Origin of the sequence: Morganella sp. Je.2.23 (genome assembly GCF_051129855.1) — a bacterium.
Lineage (GTDB): Bacteria > Pseudomonadota > Gammaproteobacteria > Enterobacterales > Enterobacteriaceae > Morganella > Morganella sibonii.
Genome location: NZ_JBCPSQ010000001.1, coordinates 112,439 through 131,629 on the forward strand (window position 1 = coordinate 112,439; position 19,191 = coordinate 131,629).

18 protein-coding genes are annotated in these 19,191 nt (G+C 50.9%); 17 read left to right on the top strand and 1 reads right to left on the bottom strand.

Annotation, left to right across the window (positions count from 1 at the left end):
* Positions 1 to 253: 253 nt before the first annotated feature.
* The 8 genes from sucA (at position 254) to ybgE (ending at position 10,419) form a co-directional block, all read left to right on the top strand.
* On the top strand, positions 254 to 3,058 hold the full coding sequence (gene sucA, locus AAZR23_RS00530; RefSeq protein WP_166707234.1) for a 2-oxoglutarate dehydrogenase E1 component: 2,805 nt from the start codon (positions 254 to 256) through the stop codon (positions 3,056 to 3,058).
* Positions 3,059 to 3,072: 14 nt separating this feature from the next.
* Positions 3,073 to 4,284, top strand: a complete 1,212-nt coding sequence (gene odhB, locus AAZR23_RS00535) for a 2-oxoglutarate dehydrogenase complex dihydrolipoyllysine-residue succinyltransferase (RefSeq protein ID WP_046893709.1) — start codon at positions 3,073 to 3,075, stop codon at positions 4,282 to 4,284.
* Positions 4,285 to 4,448: 164 nt separating this feature from the next.
* Positions 4,449 to 5,615 (top strand): ADP-forming succinate--CoA ligase subunit beta, encoded by a 1,167-nt coding sequence (sucC, locus tag AAZR23_RS00540; protein ID WP_046893710.1) that lies wholly within the window; start codon positions 4,449 to 4,451, stop codon positions 5,613 to 5,615.
* On the top strand, positions 5,615 to 6,487 hold the full coding sequence (sucD, locus tag AAZR23_RS00545) for a succinate--CoA ligase subunit alpha (protein WP_052926236.1): 873 nt from the start codon (positions 5,615 to 5,617) through the stop codon (positions 6,485 to 6,487). Before sucC ends, sucD begins: the two co-directional genes overlap by 1 nt.
* A gap of 801 nt (positions 6,488 to 7,288) precedes the next feature.
* Positions 7,289 to 8,851, top strand: a complete 1,563-nt coding sequence (cydA, locus tag AAZR23_RS00550) for a cytochrome ubiquinol oxidase subunit I (protein ID WP_046893712.1) — start codon at positions 7,289 to 7,291, stop codon at positions 8,849 to 8,851.
* Positions 8,852 to 8,865: 14 nt separating this feature from the next.
* A complete protein-coding gene (cydB, locus tag AAZR23_RS00555; RefSeq protein ID WP_166707235.1) occupies positions 8,866 to 10,008 on the top strand; it encodes a cytochrome d ubiquinol oxidase subunit II in 1,143 nt (380 codons plus the stop codon).
* 13 nt (positions 10,009 to 10,021) lie between these two features.
* Positions 10,022 to 10,129 (top strand): cytochrome bd-I oxidase subunit CydX, encoded by a 108-nt coding sequence (cydX, locus tag AAZR23_RS00560; protein WP_004235652.1) that lies wholly within the window; start codon positions 10,022 to 10,024, stop codon positions 10,127 to 10,129.
* A 5-nt stretch (positions 10,130 to 10,134) separates the two neighbouring features.
* Entirely contained in the window at positions 10,135 to 10,419 is a 285-nt protein-coding gene (gene ybgE / locus AAZR23_RS00565) for a cyd operon protein YbgE (protein WP_046893714.1), read from the top strand.
* A gap of 81 nt (positions 10,420 to 10,500) precedes the next feature.
* Here the strand turns inward: ybgE and AAZR23_RS00570 are convergent, their stop codons facing one another.
* Positions 10,501 to 11,394, bottom strand: a complete 894-nt coding sequence (locus AAZR23_RS00570) for a LysR family transcriptional regulator (RefSeq protein WP_052926235.1) — start codon at positions 11,392 to 11,394, stop codon at positions 10,501 to 10,503.
* A 91-nt stretch (positions 11,395 to 11,485) separates the two neighbouring features.
* Here AAZR23_RS00570 and AAZR23_RS00575 point away from each other — a divergent pair, with 91 nt between their 5' ends.
* The 9 genes from AAZR23_RS00575 to cpoB all read left to right on the top strand — a co-directional run bounded on the left by AAZR23_RS00575 (position 11,486) and on the right by cpoB (position 19,052).
* The gene (locus AAZR23_RS00575) at positions 11,486 to 12,859 is read left to right on the top strand and encodes an MFS transporter (protein WP_434689854.1); all 1,374 of its coding nucleotides are present in this window, start codon (positions 11,486 to 11,488) and stop codon (positions 12,857 to 12,859) included.
* Entirely contained in the window at positions 12,852 to 13,277 is a 426-nt protein-coding gene (locus AAZR23_RS00580) for a hypothetical protein (RefSeq protein ID WP_434689857.1), read from the top strand. The genes AAZR23_RS00575 and AAZR23_RS00580 overlap by 8 nt, the downstream gene beginning before the upstream one ends.
* Positions 13,278 to 13,694: 417 nt before the next feature.
* On the top strand, positions 13,695 to 14,087 hold the full coding sequence (gene ybgC, locus AAZR23_RS00585; protein WP_045138323.1) for a tol-pal system-associated acyl-CoA thioesterase: 393 nt from the start codon (positions 13,695 to 13,697) through the stop codon (positions 14,085 to 14,087).
* Entirely contained in the window at positions 14,084 to 14,770 is a 687-nt protein-coding gene (gene tolQ, locus AAZR23_RS00590) for a Tol-Pal system protein TolQ (protein WP_107680555.1), read from the top strand. The genes ybgC and tolQ overlap by 4 nt, the downstream gene beginning before the upstream one ends.
* Before the next feature lie 14 nt (positions 14,771 to 14,784).
* Complete coding sequence (gene tolR, locus AAZR23_RS00595; protein ID WP_004235659.1) at positions 14,785 to 15,210, top strand: colicin uptake protein TolR; 426 nt, start codon at positions 14,785 to 14,787, stop codon at positions 15,208 to 15,210.
* Between the two features lie 46 nt (positions 15,211 to 15,256).
* Positions 15,257 to 16,312: a cell envelope integrity protein TolA gene (gene tolA, locus AAZR23_RS00600; RefSeq protein WP_434689861.1), complete on the top strand. Its 1,056-nt coding sequence runs from the start codon at positions 15,257 to 15,259 to the stop codon at positions 16,310 to 16,312.
* Positions 16,313 to 16,438: 126 nt separating this feature from the next.
* Positions 16,439 to 17,731: a Tol-Pal system beta propeller repeat protein TolB gene (tolB, locus tag AAZR23_RS00605; protein WP_046893718.1), complete on the top strand. Its 1,293-nt coding sequence runs from the start codon at positions 16,439 to 16,441 to the stop codon at positions 17,729 to 17,731.
* Positions 17,732 to 17,774: 43 nt separating this feature from the next.
* Positions 17,775 to 18,269, top strand: a complete 495-nt coding sequence (gene pal / locus AAZR23_RS00610) for a peptidoglycan-associated lipoprotein Pal (RefSeq protein ID WP_025153442.1) — start codon at positions 17,775 to 17,777, stop codon at positions 18,267 to 18,269.
* 9 nt (positions 18,270 to 18,278) lie between these two features.
* Positions 18,279 to 19,052 carry a cell division protein CpoB gene (cpoB, locus tag AAZR23_RS00615; RefSeq protein WP_046893719.1) on the top strand — a complete coding sequence of 258 codons (774 nt, stop codon included), beginning with the start codon at positions 18,279 to 18,281 and terminating at the stop codon, positions 19,050 to 19,052.
* Positions 19,053 to 19,191 lie beyond the last annotated feature (139 nt).

The following is a 19,191-nucleotide window of genomic DNA, read 5'->3' on the forward strand; positions in this document are numbered from 1 at the left end:
GTTGCTAAAGGTTCCTCAGGGATACACAGAACATAAGATGCACAAGCACCACCCGGGAATCCTTTACGCACCGCAATGTATCGCGGTATTAGTTATCACGGCGAAAACTAAACCCGGCCTCATTCAGGTTGCAGGCAGCGGCAGACGGGGTAATCCGCAGAACAGCGTTATTCTGTTTTCCGGACGGACACGCAGCCGGAACACCGCAGCCGGAAAGACAACGGGGATAAAGCTCTAAGCTTAAGGGATCATAATGCAGAACGGCGCACTGAAGGACTGGCTGGATTCCAGCTTTCTGGCTGGAGAAAACCAGGCCTACATAGAAGATATCTATGAAGACTATCTGAACGATCCGGCCTCCGTCGATGAAAGTTGGCGGGAGATTTTCGACTCACTGCCGAAAGCGGATATTACAGAACAACCTCATTCACAGACACGCGACTATTTTCGTCGTCTGGCCAAAGATTCAACACGCTACCATACCTCCGTCAGCGATCCGGCGATGGACTCCAAGCAGGTCAAAGTCCTGCAGCTTATCAACGCATTCCGCTTCCGTGGCCACCAGAGCGCTAATCTTGACCCGCTCGGCCTGTGGAAACAGGAACCGGTTCCGGATCTGGACCCGGCGTTCCATAATCTGACCAAAGCTGATTTTGATGAAACGTTCAACGTCGGTTCTTTTGCCATCGGCCGCGAAACCATGCAGCTGAGCGAGCTGTTTGACGCATTAAAACGTATTTACTGCGGCTCCATCGGTGCCGAGTATATGCACATCACCAATACCGAAGAGAAACGCTGGCTCCAGCAACGTCTGGAATCCGTTGACGTCAGTAAACTGTTCAGTGCTGATGAAAAACGGCGTTTCCTGGCGGATCTGACCGCAGCCGAAGGGCTGGAGCGTTATCTCGGCGCGAAATTCCCGGGCGCAAAACGTTTCTCACTGGAAGGGGGCGATTCCCTCATTCCGATGCTGAAAGACCTGATTCGTCATGCCGGTAAACAGGACACCCGCGAAGTGGTGCTGGGCATGGCACACCGCGGTCGTCTGAACGTACTGGTTAACCTGTTCGGTAAAAAACCGGCGGATCTGTTTGATGAATTTGCCGGTAAACATAAAGATCATCTTGGCACCGGTGACGTGAAATATCACCAGGGCTTCTCGTCCGATTTCGTGACAGAAGGCGCTCAGGTGCATCTGGCGCTTGCCTTTAACCCGTCTCACCTTGAGATCGTCAGCCCGGTGGTGATCGGCTCCGTCCGTGCCCGCCGTGACCGTCTGCCGGAAAACCTGAGCAAAATGGTTCTGCCGATCACTATCCACGGTGACTCAGCGGTAACCGGTCAGGGGATTGTTCAGGAAACCCTGAATATGTCTCAGGCGCGGGGTTATGAAGTGGGCGGGACTGTCCGCATTGTTATCAATAACCAGATTGGTTTCACCACCTCCAACCCGAAAGATACCCGGTCAACGGAATATTGTACTGACATCATGAAGATGGTTCAGGCACCGATCTTCCACGTCAATGCGGATGATCCGGAAGCGGTGGCTTTTGTGACCCGCCTGGCGCTGGATTTCCGTAATACCTTTAACCGCGATGTGATGATTGATCTGGTCTGCTACCGCCGTCACGGCCATAACGAGGCGGATGAGCCGAGTGCAACCCAGCCGATGATGTATCAGAAAATCAAACAGCATCCGACACCACGCAAAATCTACGGCGATAAACTGATTGCCGAAGGGGTGGTGGCCGCCGGTGATGTGACTGAAATGGTCAATATGTACCGTGATGCGATGGATCGCGGTGACTGCGTGGTGGAAGAGTGGCGTGAAATCGGTAAAGCGGCACTCACCTGGGAACCGTACCTGAATCATAACTGGAACGACAGCTACGCCAATAAAGTGGAACTGAAACGCCTCAGTGATCTGGCGCGCCGTATCAGTACTGTTCCGGAAGAAGTGCATATGCACCCGCGTGTCGAAAAAATCTATACCGACCGTGCGGAAATGGCGGAAGGCAACAAACTGCTCGACTGGGGTGCGGCGGAAAATCTGGCCTACGCAACACTGGTGGATGAAGGTGTTCCGGTGCGTCTGTCCGGTGAGGATGCGGGACGCGGTACTTTCTTCCATCGTCACGCGGTTATCCATAACCAGAGCAACGGCTCCTGCTATGTGCCGCTGATGAATGTCCATAACGCCCAGGGTCGCTTCAATGTGTGGGACTCCGTCCTGTCTGAGGAAGCGGTACTGGCCTTTGAATACGGCTATGCAACGACAGATCCGCGCGGTCTGACTATCTGGGAAGCGCAGTTCGGTGACTTTGCCAACGTGGCGCAGGTGGTGATTGATCAGTTCATCAGCTCCGGCGAACAGAAATGGGGCCGTATGTGCGGGCTGGTAATGTTACTGCCGCATGGCTATGAAGGCCAGGGTCCTGAGCACTCCAGCGCCCGTCTGGAACGTTATCTCCAGCTTTGCGCGGAACAGAACATGCAGGTCTGTGTTCCGTCAACCCCGGCACAGGTTTACCATATGCTGCGCCGTCAGGCACTGCGCGGAATGCGCCGTCCGCTGATTGTAATGTCACCGAAATCACTGCTGCGTCATCCGCTGGCGGTCTCTTCTCTGGAAGAGCTGGCTGAGGGCCGTTTTGAAGCCGTTATCGGTGAAGCGGATGATCTGAATCCGGCAGATGTGAAGCGTGTTGTGCTGTGTTCCGGTAAGGTTTACTACGATTTACTGGAGCAGCGCCGCAAGAATAATCAGACAGATGTGGCGATTATCCGTATTGAACAGCTCTATCCGTTCCCGCATGAAGATATTCATGCGATTCTCGCACCATTCAGCCATGTGAAAGATTTTGTCTGGTGTCAGGAAGAGCCGCTCAACCAGGGCGCCTGGTATTGCTGCCAGCACAATTTCCGTGATGCGGTCCCGGCAGGAGCGTCACTGCGCTATGCGGGTCGTCCGGCATCTGCCTCTCCGGCCGTGGGTTATACGTCTGTTCACCAGCAGCAACAACAAGAGCTGGTTAATGATGCACTGAACGTTGAATAAATTAAGGAAAAGCAATGAGTAGCATAGAAATTCTGGTTCCTGACCTCCCTGAGTCTGTTGCCGATGCCACTGTGGCAACCTGGCACAAAAAACCGGGTGACAGCGTCGAACGTGATGAAGTGCTGGTAGAAATCGAAACAGACAAAGTTGTGCTGGAAGTGCCTGCCAGCGATTCCGGTGTTCTGGAAGCCGTGCTGGAAGAAGAGGGGGCGACTGTCCTCTCAAAACAGCTGCTCGGACGTATCCGTCTGGGTGACAGCACCGGTCTGCCTGCGGAAGTAAAAGAAAAAGTGCAGTCCACACCGGCGCAGCGTCAGAATGCCGGCCTGGATGAAGAAAGCAATGATGCGCTGAGCCCGGCTGTCCGCCGCCTGATCGCAGAACACGGCCTGAAAGCAGCCGATATTGCCGGCAGTGGTGTCGGCGGACGTCTGACCCGTGAGGATGTTGAGAAACATCTGGCACAGCAGCCGAAAGCACCGGTGAAAGCGGCTGCGGAGCCGGTTTCTCAGGCCGGTTTACCGCACCGCAGTGAAAAACGTGTACCGATGACCCGTCTGCGCAAGCGTGTGGCAGAGCGTCTGCTGGAAGCGAAAAACAACACCGCAATGCTGACCACCTTTAACGAGGTGAGCATGAAGCCGGTGATGGATATGCGCAAACAGTACGGCGAATCATTTGAAAAACGTCACGGTGTGCGCCTCGGTTTCATGTCTTTCTATGTGAAAGCGGTGGTTGAGGCACTGAAACGTTATCCGGAAGTGAACGCCTCTATCGACGGCACCGATGTGGTGTATCACAACTATTTCGATATCAGTATTGCGGTCTCCACGCCGCGCGGTCTGGTGACTCCGGTTCTGCGTGATGCGGATGCGCTGAGCATGGCTGAAATTGAAAAACGCATCAAAGAGCTGGCTGTCAAAGGTCAGGAAGGCAAACTGACAGTCGAAGATCTGACTGGTGGTAATTTCACGATTACTAACGGTGGTGTGTTCGGGTCACTGATGTCCACGCCTATCATTAACCCGCCGCAGAGTGCGATTCTGGGGATGCATGCAATTAAAGAGCGTCCGATGGCGGTAAATGGTCAGGTGGTGATCCTGCCGATGATGTACCTGGCACTCTCTTATGACCACCGTCTGATTGATGGACGTGAATCTGTCGGGTTCCTCGTGACCATTAAAGAGATGTTAGAAGATCCGGCACGTTTACTGCTCGACGTGTAATGCTTTTTGTTTTTTAGTTTGGCTCATCCGGGCGGCATCGCGCTAAAACCGCCCGGCTGAACTCGCGACAGTGAATCTGTGTCCCTGCGCCGGGAAACCGGCGCTATCCAGGCAACAACAATAAGAGAGCCCGCTCTCATCAGACAAATTATGGATAGAACATCATGAATTTACACGAGTATCAGGCAAAACAACTCTTCACCCGGTATGGTTTACCTGCACCGGCAGGCTATGCCTGCTCCACACCCCGTGAAGCGGAAGAAGCAGCATCCAAAATCGGCAGCGGCCCGTGGGTCGTCAAATGCCAGGTTCATGCAGGCGGCCGCGGGAAAGCGGGCGGTGTGAAACTGGTTAAGAGCAAAGATGAAATTCGTGCGTTTGCCGAACAGTGGTTAGGCAAGCGTCTGGTGACCTATCAGACAGATGCACAGGGACAGCCTGTACATCAGGTGCTGGTGGAAGGGGCAACAGATATCGCCAAAGAGCTGTATCTGGGTGCCGTGGTGGATCGCGGTTCACGCCGTGTGGTCTTTATGGCCTCCACCGAAGGTGGTGTCGAAATTGAAAAAGTGGCACATGAAACACCGGAACTGATTCACAAAGCCGTGATTGACCCGCTGACCGGCCCGATGCCGTATCAGGGGCGTGAGCTGGCGTTTAAACTGGGCTTAACCGGTAAATTAGTCAGTCAGTTCACCAAAATCTTTATGGGACTGGCAACCATGTTCCTGGAGCGTGATCTGGCGATGGCGGAAATCAACCCGCTGGTTATCACCACTCAGGACGAACTTATCTGCCTCGACGGTAAATTAGGTATTGACGGCAACGCCCTGTACCGTCAGCCGGAACTGCGTGAAATGCATGACCCGTCACAGGAAGATGCCCGCGAAGCACAGGCTGCGCAATGGGAACTGAACTATGTGGCGCTGGACGGCAATATCGGTTGTATGGTGAACGGTGCCGGTCTGGCGATGGGCACCATGGATATCGTCAAGCTGCATGGCGGTGAGCCGGCAAACTTCCTGGATGTCGGCGGCGGCGCAACCAAAGAACGCGTTACAGAAGCCTTTAAAATCATTCTGTCCGATGAAAATGTTAAAGCCGTATTCGTCAATATCTTCGGCGGGATCGTCCGTTGTGACCTGATTGCAGACGGGATTATCGGTGCGGTTGAGGAAGTCGGCGTCAGTGTGCCGGTGGTTGTGCGCCTGGAAGGGAACAACGCGGAACTGGGTGCGGAAAAACTGGCGAAAAGTGGTCTGAATATTATTGCGGCAACCAGCCTGACGGATGCTGCGAAACGTGTTGTTGCAGCAGTGGGAGCGAAATAATGTCTATTTTAATCGATAAGAACACCAAAGTTATCTGTCAGGGATTCACAGGTAGCCAGGGGACTTTCCACTCTGAACAGGCGATTGCGTACGGTACCAAAATGGTCGGCGGTGTGACACCGGGCAAAGGCGGTACAACACATTTAGGTTTACCGGTCTTTAACACCGTGCGTGACGCGGTGGAAGCCACCGGTGCTACCGCCTCTGTTATTTATGTTCCGGCACCGTTCTGCAAGGATTCCATCCTGGAAGCGATCGATGCGGGCATCAAGCTGATTATCACCATCACTGAAGGCATCCCGACTCTGGATATGCTGACAGTCAAGGTGAAGCTGGATGAAGCCGGTGTGCGGATGATCGGTCCTAACTGTCCGGGCGTTATCACCCCGGGTGAATGCAAAATCGGGATTATGCCGGGACATATCCATCTGCCGGGTAAAGTGGGGATCGTTTCCCGTTCAGGTACGCTGACCTATGAAGCGGTGAAACAGACCACTGATGCCGGTCTGGGACAATCCACCTGTGTGGGGATCGGCGGTGACCCGATTCCGGGCTCTAACTTTATCGATATCCTGCGTATGTTCCAGAACGACCCGCAGACAGAAGCGATTGTGATGATCGGTGAAATCGGCGGCAGCGCGGAAGAAGAAGCGGCAGCCTTCATCAAAGATCATGTCACCAAACCGGTTGTGGCTTATATCGCAGGTGTGACTGCACCGAAAGGCAAGCGTATGGGTCATGCGGGGGCGATTATCGCGGGCGGAAAAGGTACTGCGGATGAGAAATTTGCAGCACTCGAAGCTGCCGGTGTGAAGACTGTCCGCAGTCTGGCTGACATCGGTGATGCGGTAAAAGCGATCCTGGGTAAATAATTCCGGGCATTTTTATACAGCCGGGGCAGGCCTGATGCTGCTTCCGGCTGTTTTTTGATCTAAACACAATTCAGCTGTATCTGTCATATTGCGTATTTTTACGCAGCTGTTCCCTCCATTGCTGTCCTTTTAATCAATTTTCTGAATTAAGCCAAAACGCTTGCTGTATCGTTTACACAGCAAAAAGTCTCAGGTATAAAAGGGCGTTTTTATCATCTTGATTTATACTTAATTTTTAAGCCGGAAATGATTATTGCTCTGTGTTAATACAAACAGACAATAACAGTTTTAGTGATAATTTATTTATAATTGAATTATCGGGCTCATGAAATTAACCAGAAATGCTGATGAAAATAAAACGTTAATGAAAAGAGCATATATTATTGGTATTTTTCTGTTTGGTTGTGTTTGTGTGCACATTACATTAACAATAAAGCAACTCAATTACCATATATGCGATTTTAATTAACACGATGAGGAAAAATTGACGTAAATCAATCTATTGCACTGGCATTATTTCGGTGATTTGTTTAAATTGTGGCAGATCAAAATAGCCGAAAATGACTGCGCTGTGCATTATTTGATATATCCTCAGAATTCCAATCTGAATCACGCAAAAGCAGTTTATTGTGTGCAAATATAAGCGTACTATTATTAGGGTGTCTATTTAGGTGTTTTTTTGTTACTAATTTGTTATTGCATTTAGAGGCATTTATTGCTGGTAGTTATGTTGCTTTCTTTCTTCAGGAAAGCTTGGGTTGCCGCATGTCGGTGTCTTCCTGCTAGGAGCAAGGAGTCAAGATGTTTGATATTGTCGAACTGTCGCGATTACAGTTTGCCTTAACAGCGATGTACCACTTCTTATTTGTACCGCTAACATTAGGGATGTCCTTCATGTTAGCGATCATGGAAACGGTATACGTCCTGTCCGGTAAACAAATCTATAAAGATATGACGAAGTTCTGGGGTAAGTTATTTGGTATTAACTTCGCTCTGGGTGTTGCTACCGGTCTGACTATGGAGTTCCAGTTCGGGACAAACTGGTCATACTACTCTCACTATGTCGGTGATATCTTCGGTGCGCCTCTGGCAATCGAAGGTCTGATGGCATTCTTCCTCGAGTCCACCTTCGTGGGTCTGTTCTTCTTCGGCTGGGATCGTCTCAGCAAGAAACAGCACCTGATGGTGACCTGGCTCGTTGCGCTCGGTTCCAACTTCTCTGCACTGTGGATTCTGGTGGCAAACGGCTGGATGCAAAACCCGATTGCTGCTGACTTCAACTTTGAAACCATGCGTATGGAGATGCTGAGCTTCTCCGAACTGGTTCTCAACCCGGTTGCACAGGTTAAATTTGTGCATACAGTAGCGGCCGGTTACTGTACCGGTGCGATCTTCGTACTGTCTATCAGTGCGTGGTATCTGATGAAAGGCCGTGATATCGCATTTGCAAAACGCTCTTTTGCGATTGCAGCAAGCTTTGGTATCGCTGCTGTGTTATCCGTTATCGTGCTGGGTGATGAATCCGGTTATGAAATGGGTGACGTACAGAAAACCAAACTCGCCGCGATTGAAGGTGAATGGCATACTCAGCCTGCACCTGCATCATTTAACGTGATTGCGTTCCCGAATCAGGAAAAAATGGAAAACAGTTTTGCGATTGAAATTCCGTACCTGATGGGGATTATCACCACCCGTTCTATCGATACTCCGGTTCTCGGCCTGCGCGACCTGATGGTGCAGCACGAAGCCCGTATCCGTAACGGTATGGTGGCGTATGATCTGTTACAGCAGCTGCGTGGCGGTAATACCGACCCGGCAATTCGTGATGCCTTTAATCAGAGCAAACAAGACCTTGGTTACGGCTTACTGCTGAAGCGCTATACCGACAACGTCGGTCAGGCAACTGAAGAGCAGATTCAGGCAGCAACCAAAGACTCTATCCCGCGTGTTGCACCGCTGTTCTGGGCATTCCGCCTGATGGTGGCAGCCGGTGGTCTGATGCTGATCGTTCTGGGTCTGTCATTCCTGAGTGTACTGCGCAACCGTATCGGCAAATCAAAATGGCTGCTGCGTGCTGCTTTCCTCAGCCTGCCGTTACCGTGGATTGGTGTTGAAGCGGGCTGGTTCGTTGCTGAATATGGCCGTCAGCCATGGGCAGTCGGTGAAGTATTACCGACAGCATATGCAACGTCACATCTGGCAGCCGGAGACATTCTGTTCTCTATGGCGCTGATTTGCGGCCTGTATACCTTATTCCTGATTGCTGAAATGTTCCTGATGTTCAAATTTGCACGTCTTGGTCCAAGCAGCTTAAAAACCGGCCGTTATCATTTCGAAACGTCCCCGGCACAAGACGCTAAGTAAACAGGAGCCCACTTATGTTTGATTATGAAATATTACGGTTTGTATGGTGGATCCTGATTGGCGTACTGCTGATTGGCTTCACTGTAACTGATGGCTTTGATATGGGCGTTGGTGTTCTGCTGCGTGTTATCGGCAGAAGTGATACTGAACGCCGTATCATGATTAACGCAATCGCACCGCACTGGGATGGTAACCAGGTATGGCTTATCACCGCAGGTGGTGCACTGTTCGCAGCATGGCCGATGGTCTATGCGGCGGCATTCTCCGGTTTCTATATCGCTATGATTCTGGTACTGGCGGCATTATTCTTCCGTCCGGTCGGTTTTGACTACCGTTCAAAACTGGAATCACCAAAATGGCGTGGTATGTGGGACTGGGGTATCTTTATCGGCAGTTTCGTACCGTCATTAGTGATCGGTGTGGCATTCGGTAACCTGTTACAAGGTGTGCCGGTAGAAGTTAACTCTCAGCTGCAGGTGTCTTATGCAGGGAGTTTCTTCGGTCTGCTGAACCCGTACGGTCTGTTAGCCGGTTTAATCAGCCTGATGATGATCGTGGCGCACGGCGGGACTTACCTGCAGATGCGTACCACCGGTGATCTGCATGCGCGTGTGCGTAAAGCCACCAGTGTTACTGCTCTGCTGACATTTGTTCTGTTCGCAGTTGCCGGTGCATGGCTGATGTGGGGCGGTATTGAAGGCTTCCGTGTCGTGTCTGACATTGATCACTTCGGTGCTTCTAACCCGGTGACCAAAGAAGTGGTACAGGAAGCAGGCGCATGGATGGCAAACTTCAATGCTTATCCGATCCTGTGGATCCTGCCTGCTATTGGTCTGGCGTCTCCGCTGCTGGTTGTGATGTTCACTGCAATGGATAAAGGTGCATGGGCATTCCTGTTCTCTGCACTGACAATTGCCGGTGTGATCCTGACCTGCGGTACAGCGATGTTCCCGTTCGTTATGCCTTCAAGCATCGACCCGAACGTCAGTCTGACCATGTGGGATGCGACTTCCAGCCTGTTTACACTTCAGGTAATGACGGTTGTTGCGATTATCTTCGTTCCGACAGTTCTCCTGTACACCATCTGGTGTTACGTGAAGATGGCAGGGCGTCTTGATAAGTCCTTCATCGAAGATAACAAACATAGCTTGTACTAAGGAGCAGACGAATATGTGGTATTTTGCATGGATCCTCGGAACGCTCCTGGCCTGCAGCATTGCTGTTATTGCAGCACTGGCTATTGAGCATCACGAAGATAAAGCCGCGTCAGGCGAGTAAGACTGATGCTGAATAAGTCTTACCAACTACTGGATAAGGGTCCCTTACGGGCCCTTGTCCTTGTAATGGCGTTGGGGCTGGCATTGTGTGTGATCTGGGACCCGTCGCGTTTTGCGGCAAACACCAGTTCATTACAGATCTGGCAGGGACTGCTGATGATCTGGGCAGTATGCAGCGGTGCAATTTTCGGTACGGCATTCCGTCCGGAGCGCACAATCTGGAAGATTATTTTCCATCCGCTTCCCGCGGTGGTGATTCTGGGTTACGGCCTTTATCATTTTTTCAGCTGATATGAACGTTTATAATAAAAGCGTTTATGACAACAAGCCGTTCATCTGAACGGCTTTTTTCTTTTCTGTTTTCGCCCCGGTTCACGGATAGCGCAGTAATGCGGTATTACCGGCAAAAAAGCGGGCAAAATAATCAATAAATACCCTGGTCTTCTGCGGCAGATGCGCTGCGGGCGGAAACACCATATTAATGCTCTGATCCGGTACCGGCTGGTGTGTGAATACCGGAACAAGTTTCTCCTCAGTCAGTTGCTCCCGGATATACCAGACCGGCAGCAGGCTGTAACCCTGATGTGCCAGTGTCATAGTACGGATCGCCTGAATTGAGTTAGAGATAAACACCCGGTTATCCGGGGCAGGAAGATGCGGACGACGGCTGAAACGGGCGGTGAGATTACTGTTGGCGATAAAGGGCAGGGCGGCGGGATCGCTGTTTTCCGTTATCCGGTGCTGCCGGATAAATTCAGGCGTTGCCACATAACAGACCGGAAAATCAGCCAGTTTGCGGAACCGCAGACCGCTGTCACTCAGCGTGCCCAGCCGGAAGACCACATCCAGTTTCAGGGCAATCAAATCACTCAGACTGTGATCGACACGGTAATCCGCCCTGATCAGCGGATAGCGTTGTATAAAGGCGGGTAACTGCGGAAGCAGAAACTGACCGCCGAATTCGGCGGCGGCACTGAAACTCAGCGGGCCCTGAGGTTGCATCGTCCCTGTTCTGACCGCATCCATCGCACTGTCAAACTGCTGTAACAACGGTTTGAATTGCTGATACAGCGCCTGACCGGATTCTGTCAGGGTAAATTGCCGGGTGGTCCGGTGCAGCAGCGTGGTGCTGAGTTCGGATTCCAGCGCTTTGATATGCAGGCTGACCACCGATTTGCTCAGATTCAGGCGTGCGGCAGCCCGGGTAAAGGAACCGGTATCCACAACATAGATAAAGGTATTGATCTTCTCAACGGATGTCAGCATAGGATTGTTTCGTTTTCTCAAACAGTATTGTCTATTTTGATGCATAGACGCCTGTGGTCAACTGCTTTTACACTGCTGGCCGGAGGAAACCATGACTTATCGTTACCGTATCGCCCTGATTTTTTTACTGGGCTTTTTTATTGATTGCATCAATATCTTTATGTCCGCCATCACACTGCCTGCGATTGCAGAGGCCATGCAGGTTACATCCCTGTCAGTGACCTGGGTGGCAAACAGTTATATTCTCGGGCTGACACTGATTATCCCGATCAGCCCGCGGCTGGCGTCGCGTTTCGGGATCAGGGAACTGATGACGGCCTCTATGCTGCTGTTTGCGGCGGCCGCCGTGCTGGCAGGCTGTGCGGAATCTTTTGCTTCGCTGATTTTCTGGCGCTTTTTACAGGGCGTGGCGGGCGGATTGCTTATCCCGGCCGGGCAGTCACTGACCTTTCAGTATTTTCAGGGGCGTGAGCGAAGCAAAATCTCCACCATTATTATGATGATTGCGCTGATTGCGCCGGCACTTTCCCCGATGGCAGGGGGAATTATTGTTGATCTGGCCGGATGGCGGCCTGTTTTTTACGTCAACGCGCCGGTGGCACTCTTTACCGCACTGCTGGCCTGGTGCTGGATACGTGAACCGAAAACAAACGCCGGAGACGCACCGGATCTCAAAGGACTGCTTCTGGTCAGCCTGACACTGGCGTCACTCCTGATAGCCCTCTCTTTATACGGGGAATATCACAATATTGCCGGAGCGCTGGCACTTGGTGCGCTGATGCTGCTCAGTGCCCTGGGATACTACCGTCACTACCGGCAGACACCTCAGGCTATTATTGATTTATCCCTGCTGAAAAATACCCGGTTGTGGCTCTCTGTCGCCGTGTATTACGCGGTGCCCGGTGTATTTACCGGTGCGAATATCCTTGCCATTTTTTATCTGACCACGGTTCTCGGCCTGACAACAGCGGTTACCGGGTCGTTTATGCTGCTGTATGCGGCAGGTGCGATGGTGGCGATGCTGATCAGCGGTGCGGTGTATAACCGGATCGGCGCCGGACGACTGTTTATTATCAGCCTGCTGCTGCACAGCGGTGGTATCGCACTGTTCGCACTGACTGACAGTCATACGCCGCTGTATCTGATCGGCCTGATTTATCTGCTGACCGGCACCGGTGGTGGTATTGCGGCAAATTGTGCACAAACTACCGCGTTGTATGACTTTCAGGGGGCGCAACTGAATAAAGCCAGTGTGATCTGGAATATTAACCGTCAGGTGGTGTTCAGCATCGGGGCGGCTGTCATGATGACGTTATATCAGACGCTGAACACCATTTTCCCGGGACAGGCATTTGCGCTGACATTTCTGGGGGGCGCACTGGCCGGGCTTATCCCGCTGATTTTTCTGTTCCGCCCGCAGTACCGCACATCACTTAAACCCGCAAAGGAGATTATCCGTGACTAACAGTATGTTTCAGCAGGCCTGTAACGAAATTCATCGTGTTCATGACCTGATTTTTAAGACATTTACGGTTTCCGGGGCAGAAGGACAGTCGGCACTGTCTGAACTGCTGACCCACTTCACACCTGAGTTTTCTATGACCGGGATCAGCGGGGCGGTAATCGACCTCGCGGCGGTGACAGAGATGTTTACCCGTATACAGGGTAAGAGGCAGGGAGCACCGATTGAGACAGCAGATTACCACTGTGTCAGCCTGACAGAAAATACCATATCAGTGCGTTATCAGGAGACGCAGCACTTTGCCGGAAGCACCACATCGCGGCGCTCACTGGTTATTCTGCGCCGGGGAGATAACAATAACTGGCTGTGGCATTATTTACATGAAACGCCATTATCCGCAGAAAACACCACAGAGAAGTAAAAGCGGGTTTTCAGCCGGTAAACACGGATGGAAAACCTGTTTTCATAAAATAAAGATAAGGCGATTTAATTTATGGAATTACAATAAGTTAGAGTATGCTGTAAATAAATCGGTAGCACAAAAATCCGGATAATTCCGGATTTTTGCATATTCATGAGGAAAAATGTCTTTTAATAAGTGTTTAATGATAGCTTTAGAAGCAAAAAATAACGCCTCTAAGGTATTGTAATACGTAACAAAATATTTTTTCATCCCGAGCCCTTCAGGGGCTTGCGTGTTGGATAAAGGCGAGTATGATTAGCGCGCGGACAAACGGGCTTTTCTTATCTTTACGAACTAAGCATTTTCAATACGTTTGCTCTTCACGTATAGTTTGCAAAGCATGTTGTCTGATAAAGGTAAGTTGCGGGATATTCAATGTTCAGTTGGCCAATACGGGTTTATTACGAAGATACCGATGCTGGTGGTGTGGTATACCACGGGCAGTATCTGGCATTTCTTGAGCGTGCCAGAACCGAAATGTTACGGGAACGGGGCTTTCACCAGCAGCGTCTGCTGGAAGAGCAGCTCGGCTTTGTGGTCCGCAAATTAACTATCGATTACCACCATCCGGCAAGGTTAGACGATCTGTTAGAGGTACGCAGTGAGATCACGGACATCCGTCGTGCGTCTCTGACATTTACGCAGACACTTATGCATAAAAACGGAACTCTTTTATGTCGCGCAGAGGTACTGGTCGCCTGCGTGAATATTTCTTTAATGAAGCCGGTAGCGCTTCCTGAGTCTATTGTCGCGGAGTTTAAGCAGTGACTGACATGAATATCTGGGATTTATTCCTGAAAGCAAGTTACCTCGTGCAATTTATCATGCTGGTATTGCTGGGCTTTTCTGTTGCCTCGTGGGCCATTATTATTCAGCGCACCAAAGTTCTGAATGCCGCCACCCGTGAAGCAGAAGCGTTTGAAGACAAATTCTGGTCAGGAATCGAACTGTCCCGCCTGTATAAAGAAAGCCAGGCGCGCCGTGATGAACTGAGCGGCACAGAGCAGATTTTCTACTCCGGTTTCAAGGAATTTGCCCGCCTGCATCAGGCGAACGTACACTCTCCGCAGGCGGTGGAAACCGGCGCGGCACGTGCTATGCGCATCTCCATGAACCGTGAGATGGAAAGCCTGGAAAACCATATTCCGTTCCTCGGAACTGTCGGTTCGATCAGCCCGTACATCGGTCTGTTCGGTACTGTCTGGGGGATCATGCATGCCTTTATCGCACTGGGTGCGGTAAAACAGGCAACGTTACAGATGGTGGCGCCGGGTATCGCGGAAGCTCTGATTGCAACGGCAATCGGTCTGTTTGCGGCGATTCCTGCTGTTATGGCATACAACCGTCTTAATCAGCGCGTGAATAAATTAGAACAGAACTACGACAACTTCAGCGAAGAATTTCTGGCGATTTTACACCGTCAGGCCTTTGCTACTGCTGATAAGAAATAAGGCAGGAGATTATCATGGCACGTCATCGCGGACGCCGGCGGGAGCTGAAATCCGAAATTAACATCGTTCCTTTACTGGACGTGTTACTCGTGTTGCTGCTGATCTTCATGGCAACAGCGCCGATCATCAGTCAGAGCGTGGAAGTGGATCTGCCGGATGCCTCCGATTCTCAGTCCGTTTCCACTAATGATAATCCGCCGGTGATTCTGGAAGTCTCCGGTGTCGGCCGTTACACCCTGGTGGTGAAGCAGGATCGTCTGGAACTGCTGCCGGAAGAGCAGATCATTGCTGCGGCAAAACAGTATCTGGCTGAAGATCCGAAGACTATTTTCCTGGTCGGCGGTGCCAAAGATGTGCCTTACGAAGAGATTATTAATGGCCTGAATATTCTGAAACAGGCCGGAGTGAAATCTGTGGGCCTGATGACGAAGCCGATGTAAGGTTTGTTATGCAGATGTTTTCACTCAGAAGGTTAGGGAATTAAGCGTGGGAAAGCTGAAAGAGCGTAAAGATAAATTAAATCGTTCTGTCATCACCTCTGTGGTGTTGCATCTTTTGCTGATTGCGCTTGTGATCTGGGGATCGTTTGTAACCAAATCAGGGCTGACCGGCGGTGGTGAAGGCGGTCAGGTGATCGATGCGATTATGGTTGATCCGAACGCCATGGTTGAGAACTTTAACCAGCAGCAACAGCAGCAGGCCAATGCAAAACAGGCTCAGGCGCAGCGCGAGAAAAAAGCGAAGCAGCAGGAAGAAGAATTACGTCAGAAAGAACTGCGTGAGCAGGAGCGCTTAAAAGCTATCGAAGAAGAGCGCCTGAAAACCGAACAAAAAGTTGAAGATCAGAAAAAACAGGCTGAAGAGCAGCAAAAACAAGCTCAGGAAGCCGTGAAGAAAGCCAAAGAAGAGCAGAAGCTGGCGGAAGAAGCCGCAGCCAAAGCTCAGGCTGAAAAAGAAAAAGTGATTAAAGAGCAGGCGCTGGCGAAGAAACAGGCTGACGAAAAAGCCGCCGCACAGAAAGCCGCTGAAGAAGAAAAAGCCAAAGCAGAAAAAGCGGCTCAGGAAAAGGCCGCCAAGGCCGAAGCAGCTAAAGCAGAAGCCGCCAAAGCAGAAGCCGCTAAAGCTGAAAAAGCAGCCAAAGCCGCAGCGAAAAAACAGGCCAGTGAAGTGGATGATCTCCTCGGCGGACTGGCATCCAACGCACCGGGCACAGAAAGCGGCGGTGCATCCGCGGCTGGTCAGGGCGGTGGCAAGAAAAGCGGAACAAATTCGGATGGCGATATGAACGGTTATATCGCGCAGGTCCGGTTAGCGATTCAGGCGAAGTTTTATAATGCGGATATGTACCGCGGTAAAACCTGTACGCTGGAAATTAATATCACTGATAAGGGAACACTTATCAGTGTGAATGCGGTCGGTGGTGATGACGGTTTATGTCAGGCAGCTCTCGCGGCGGCCAAACAGGCTCGTATTCCTGCTCCGCCGAGTAAATCGGTCTGGCAGCAGTTTAAAAATACTAAACTGGACTTTAAACCGGAATAAATGGCAAAACAGCGTCAGTAACCTGTTATATCCTGTGATAGTTTTTAACAGGGTATCTGGTTTTGGTTATGAACGTTTGTTAAAATATGGGTTTGATGCGGGCATTGGTGCAACGAGGGAGAGAGAATGAAGCAGGCAGTGAAATACATGCTCGGTTTTCTGATGCTGTGGGCGACGGTTGCTCAGGCTGAAGTTCGTATCGAGATTACTCAGGGCGTTGATTCAGCACGTCCTATCGGAATCGTGCCTTTCCAGGTCGCCGGCGGCGGTACTGTGCCGGAAGAAGTCGGTGCAATTATTGCAGCGGATCTGCGTAACAGCGGAAAATTTAATCCTATCGATCCTAACCGTATGCCGCAGTTACCGGGCACCGCGTCTGAAGTGGTTCCTGAATCCTGGACCGCGTTAGGTATTGATGCAGTTGTTGTCGGCCAGGTTCAGCCGGGTGCTGACGGCAATTATCTGGTGAGTTATCAGCTGGTGGACACCTCAGGTGCTCCGGGCAGCGTACTCGCACAGAACCAGTTTAAAGTCACCAAACAGTGGCTGCGCTATGCCGCACACACTGCCAGTGATGAAGTTTTTGAAAAATTAACCGGTATCCGTGGTGCATTCCGCACACGTATCGCTTATGTGGTGGTTAAGAACAGCGGTGACTATCGTCACGAGCTGCGTGTGTCTGACTATGACGGCTATAACCAGTTCACCGTTCACCGTTCACCGGAGCCGCTGATGTCCCCGGCGTGGTCACCGGATGGTGAGAAACTGGCTTATGTTACTTTTGAGAGCGGAAGCTCAGCTCTGGTTATCCAGAACCTGTCCAGCGGCCAGGTACGCCAGGTTGCCTCATTCCCGCGTCACAATGGTGCACCGGCATTTTCACCGGACGGAACCAAACTGGCATTTGCGTTATCAAAAACCGGTAGTCTGAATCTGTATGTGATGGATCTCGGCTCAGGCCAGATGCGTCAGGTAACAGATGGTCGCAGTAATAACACCGAACCTGCATGGTTCCCGGACAGCCAGACGTTAGCGTTCACGTCTGACCAGGCTGGTCGTCCGCAGATCTATAAGGTTGGGATTAATGGCGGTGCGCCTGAGCGCCTGACGTGGGATGGGACTCAGAACCAGAATGGTGACGTCAGTGCTGACGGCAGTTTCCTGGTAATGGTCAGTTCAGGCGGCGGGAAACAGCATATCGCCAAACAAGATCTAGTAGCGAACAATTTCCAGATTTTAACGGATACGTTCCTAGATGAAACGCCAAGTATCGCACCTAACGGCACTATGGTTATTTATAGCTCCTCACAAGGTATGGGAACTATATTGCAGCTGGTTTCGACCGACGGGCGTTTCAAAGCGCGTCTTCCGGCGACTGACGGACAGGTAAAATTCCCTGCCTGGTCGCCGTATCTGTGATGCATTAAAAATATGTATGGCAAATTATAAAAGGATCAAAGAGATGCAACTTAACAAAGTGCTTAAAGGGCTGATGTTAGCTTTACCTGTTCTGGCTGTTGCTGCGTGTAGTTCTAACAAAAACGACCAGACTGATGCGGGCACTGTCGACAATGGCGCAAACGCTGGTATGTCTGCGGAAGAACTGGCACGTCAGCAGCTGCAGGAACTTCAGAACAACAATATCGTATACTTCGGTTTCGACAAATACGATATCTCTCCTGAATTCCAGCAAATGCTGGATGCACACGCTGCATTCCTGCGTAACAACCCGTCTTACAAAGTGACTGTAGAAGGTCATGCTGACGAACGTGGTACTCCTGAGTACAACATCGCGCTGGGCGAGCGTCGTGCTAACGCAGCTAAAATGTACCTGCAGGGTAAAGGCGTGAACGGCGAACAAATCTCTATCGTTTCTTACGGTAAAGAGAAGCCGGCAGTTCTGGGTCACACCGAAGCTGACTACGCTAAAAACCGTCGTGCAGTCATCGTATACTAAGAGATATACATGAAAAGTAACTTCAGACGCCTGATGGTGAGTCTGTCGTTATTGATAGGTGTAGCGGCCCCCTGGGCCGCTATTGCTCAGGCACCCATCATCAATATCGGCTCAGGCTCCACTGATGACCGCCTTACGCAGCTCGAGCGTATTTCTAACGCTCATGGTCAGCTATTAACCCAACTTCAGCAACAAGTCATGGATAACCAGCGCGATATCGATATGCTGCGCGGGCAAATCCAGGAAAGTCAGTACCAGCTGAATCAATTGACAGAACGCCAGCGCGAACTTTTCTCACAGTTGGATTCGCTCAGCGGCGGCGGCAGCGCATCAACAGATAATACGTCCGCAGCATCCGGCAGTACGGGTTCTGCGGATAATACATCTGCGCCGGCCACTGCAGGTAAGGGCAATGAGAAAGATGACTATAACGCTGCAGTAAACCTGGCGATGAACACCAAAGATTACGATGGTGCAATCAGCGCATTTCAGAGTTTTATCCAAAGCTATCCGAAGTCCGGTTATCTTCCTAATGCCAATTACTGGTTAGGTCAGCTGAACTACAACAAAGGCAAAAAAGATGACGCTGCGGCGTATTTTGCTTCTGTGGTAAAAAACTGGCCGAAATCCCAGAAAGCAGGAGAGTCCTTCTATAAAGTCGGGCTGATCATGCAGGAGAAAGGGGATAAAGCGAAAGCGAAAGCGATTTATCAGCAGGTTGTTGCGAAATACCCGGGGTCTTCCGGTGCAAAACTGGCTGAGAAAAAACTGGCTGGTTTATAACAGCCGGTTTATTTTTTTGCTCAGAGTATAGCCCCGACCGGTGGTTTTTTTGCCAAACCGGGGCTAAGTGAGTGAATTATAAGCGTTTGAATAAGTTAATTTGAAAAAATCGTTGCACCGGCCGGATAAATCAGTATTA

What these genes read in the sequence shown, in the direction of transcription:
- sucA (WP_166707234.1), top strand. Translation starts at nt 254, where the DNA reads ATGCAGAACGGCGCACTGAAGGACTGGCTGGATTCCAGCTTTCTGGCT.
- odhB (WP_046893709.1), top strand. Translation starts at nt 3,073, where the DNA reads ATGAGTAGCATAGAAATTCTGGTTCCTGACCTCCCTGAGTCTGTTGCC.
- sucC (WP_046893710.1), top strand. Translation starts at nt 4,449, where the DNA reads ATGAATTTACACGAGTATCAGGCAAAACAACTCTTCACCCGGTATGGT.
- sucD (WP_052926236.1), top strand. Translation starts at nt 5,615, where the DNA reads ATGTCTATTTTAATCGATAAGAACACCAAAGTTATCTGTCAGGGATTC.
- cydA (WP_046893712.1), top strand. Translation starts at nt 7,289, where the DNA reads ATGTTTGATATTGTCGAACTGTCGCGATTACAGTTTGCCTTAACAGCG.
- cydB (WP_166707235.1), top strand. Translation starts at nt 8,866, where the DNA reads ATGTTTGATTATGAAATATTACGGTTTGTATGGTGGATCCTGATTGGC.
- cydX (WP_004235652.1), top strand. Translation starts at nt 10,022, where the DNA reads ATGTGGTATTTTGCATGGATCCTCGGAACGCTCCTGGCCTGCAGCATT.
- ybgE (WP_046893714.1), top strand. Translation starts at nt 10,135, where the DNA reads ATGCTGAATAAGTCTTACCAACTACTGGATAAGGGTCCCTTACGGGCC.
- AAZR23_RS00570 (WP_052926235.1), bottom strand. Translation starts at nt 11,394, where the DNA reads ATGCTGACATCCGTTGAGAAGATCAATACCTTTATCTATGTTGTGGAT.
- AAZR23_RS00575 (WP_434689854.1), top strand. Translation starts at nt 11,486, where the DNA reads ATGACTTATCGTTACCGTATCGCCCTGATTTTTTTACTGGGCTTTTTT.
- ybgC (WP_045138323.1), top strand. Translation starts at nt 13,695, where the DNA reads ATGTTCAGTTGGCCAATACGGGTTTATTACGAAGATACCGATGCTGGT.
- tolR (WP_004235659.1), top strand. Translation starts at nt 14,785, where the DNA reads ATGGCACGTCATCGCGGACGCCGGCGGGAGCTGAAATCCGAAATTAAC.
- tolB (WP_046893718.1), top strand. Translation starts at nt 16,439, where the DNA reads ATGAAGCAGGCAGTGAAATACATGCTCGGTTTTCTGATGCTGTGGGCG.
- pal (WP_025153442.1), top strand. Translation starts at nt 17,775, where the DNA reads ATGCAACTTAACAAAGTGCTTAAAGGGCTGATGTTAGCTTTACCTGTT.
- cpoB (WP_046893719.1), top strand. Translation starts at nt 18,279, where the DNA reads ATGAAAAGTAACTTCAGACGCCTGATGGTGAGTCTGTCGTTATTGATA.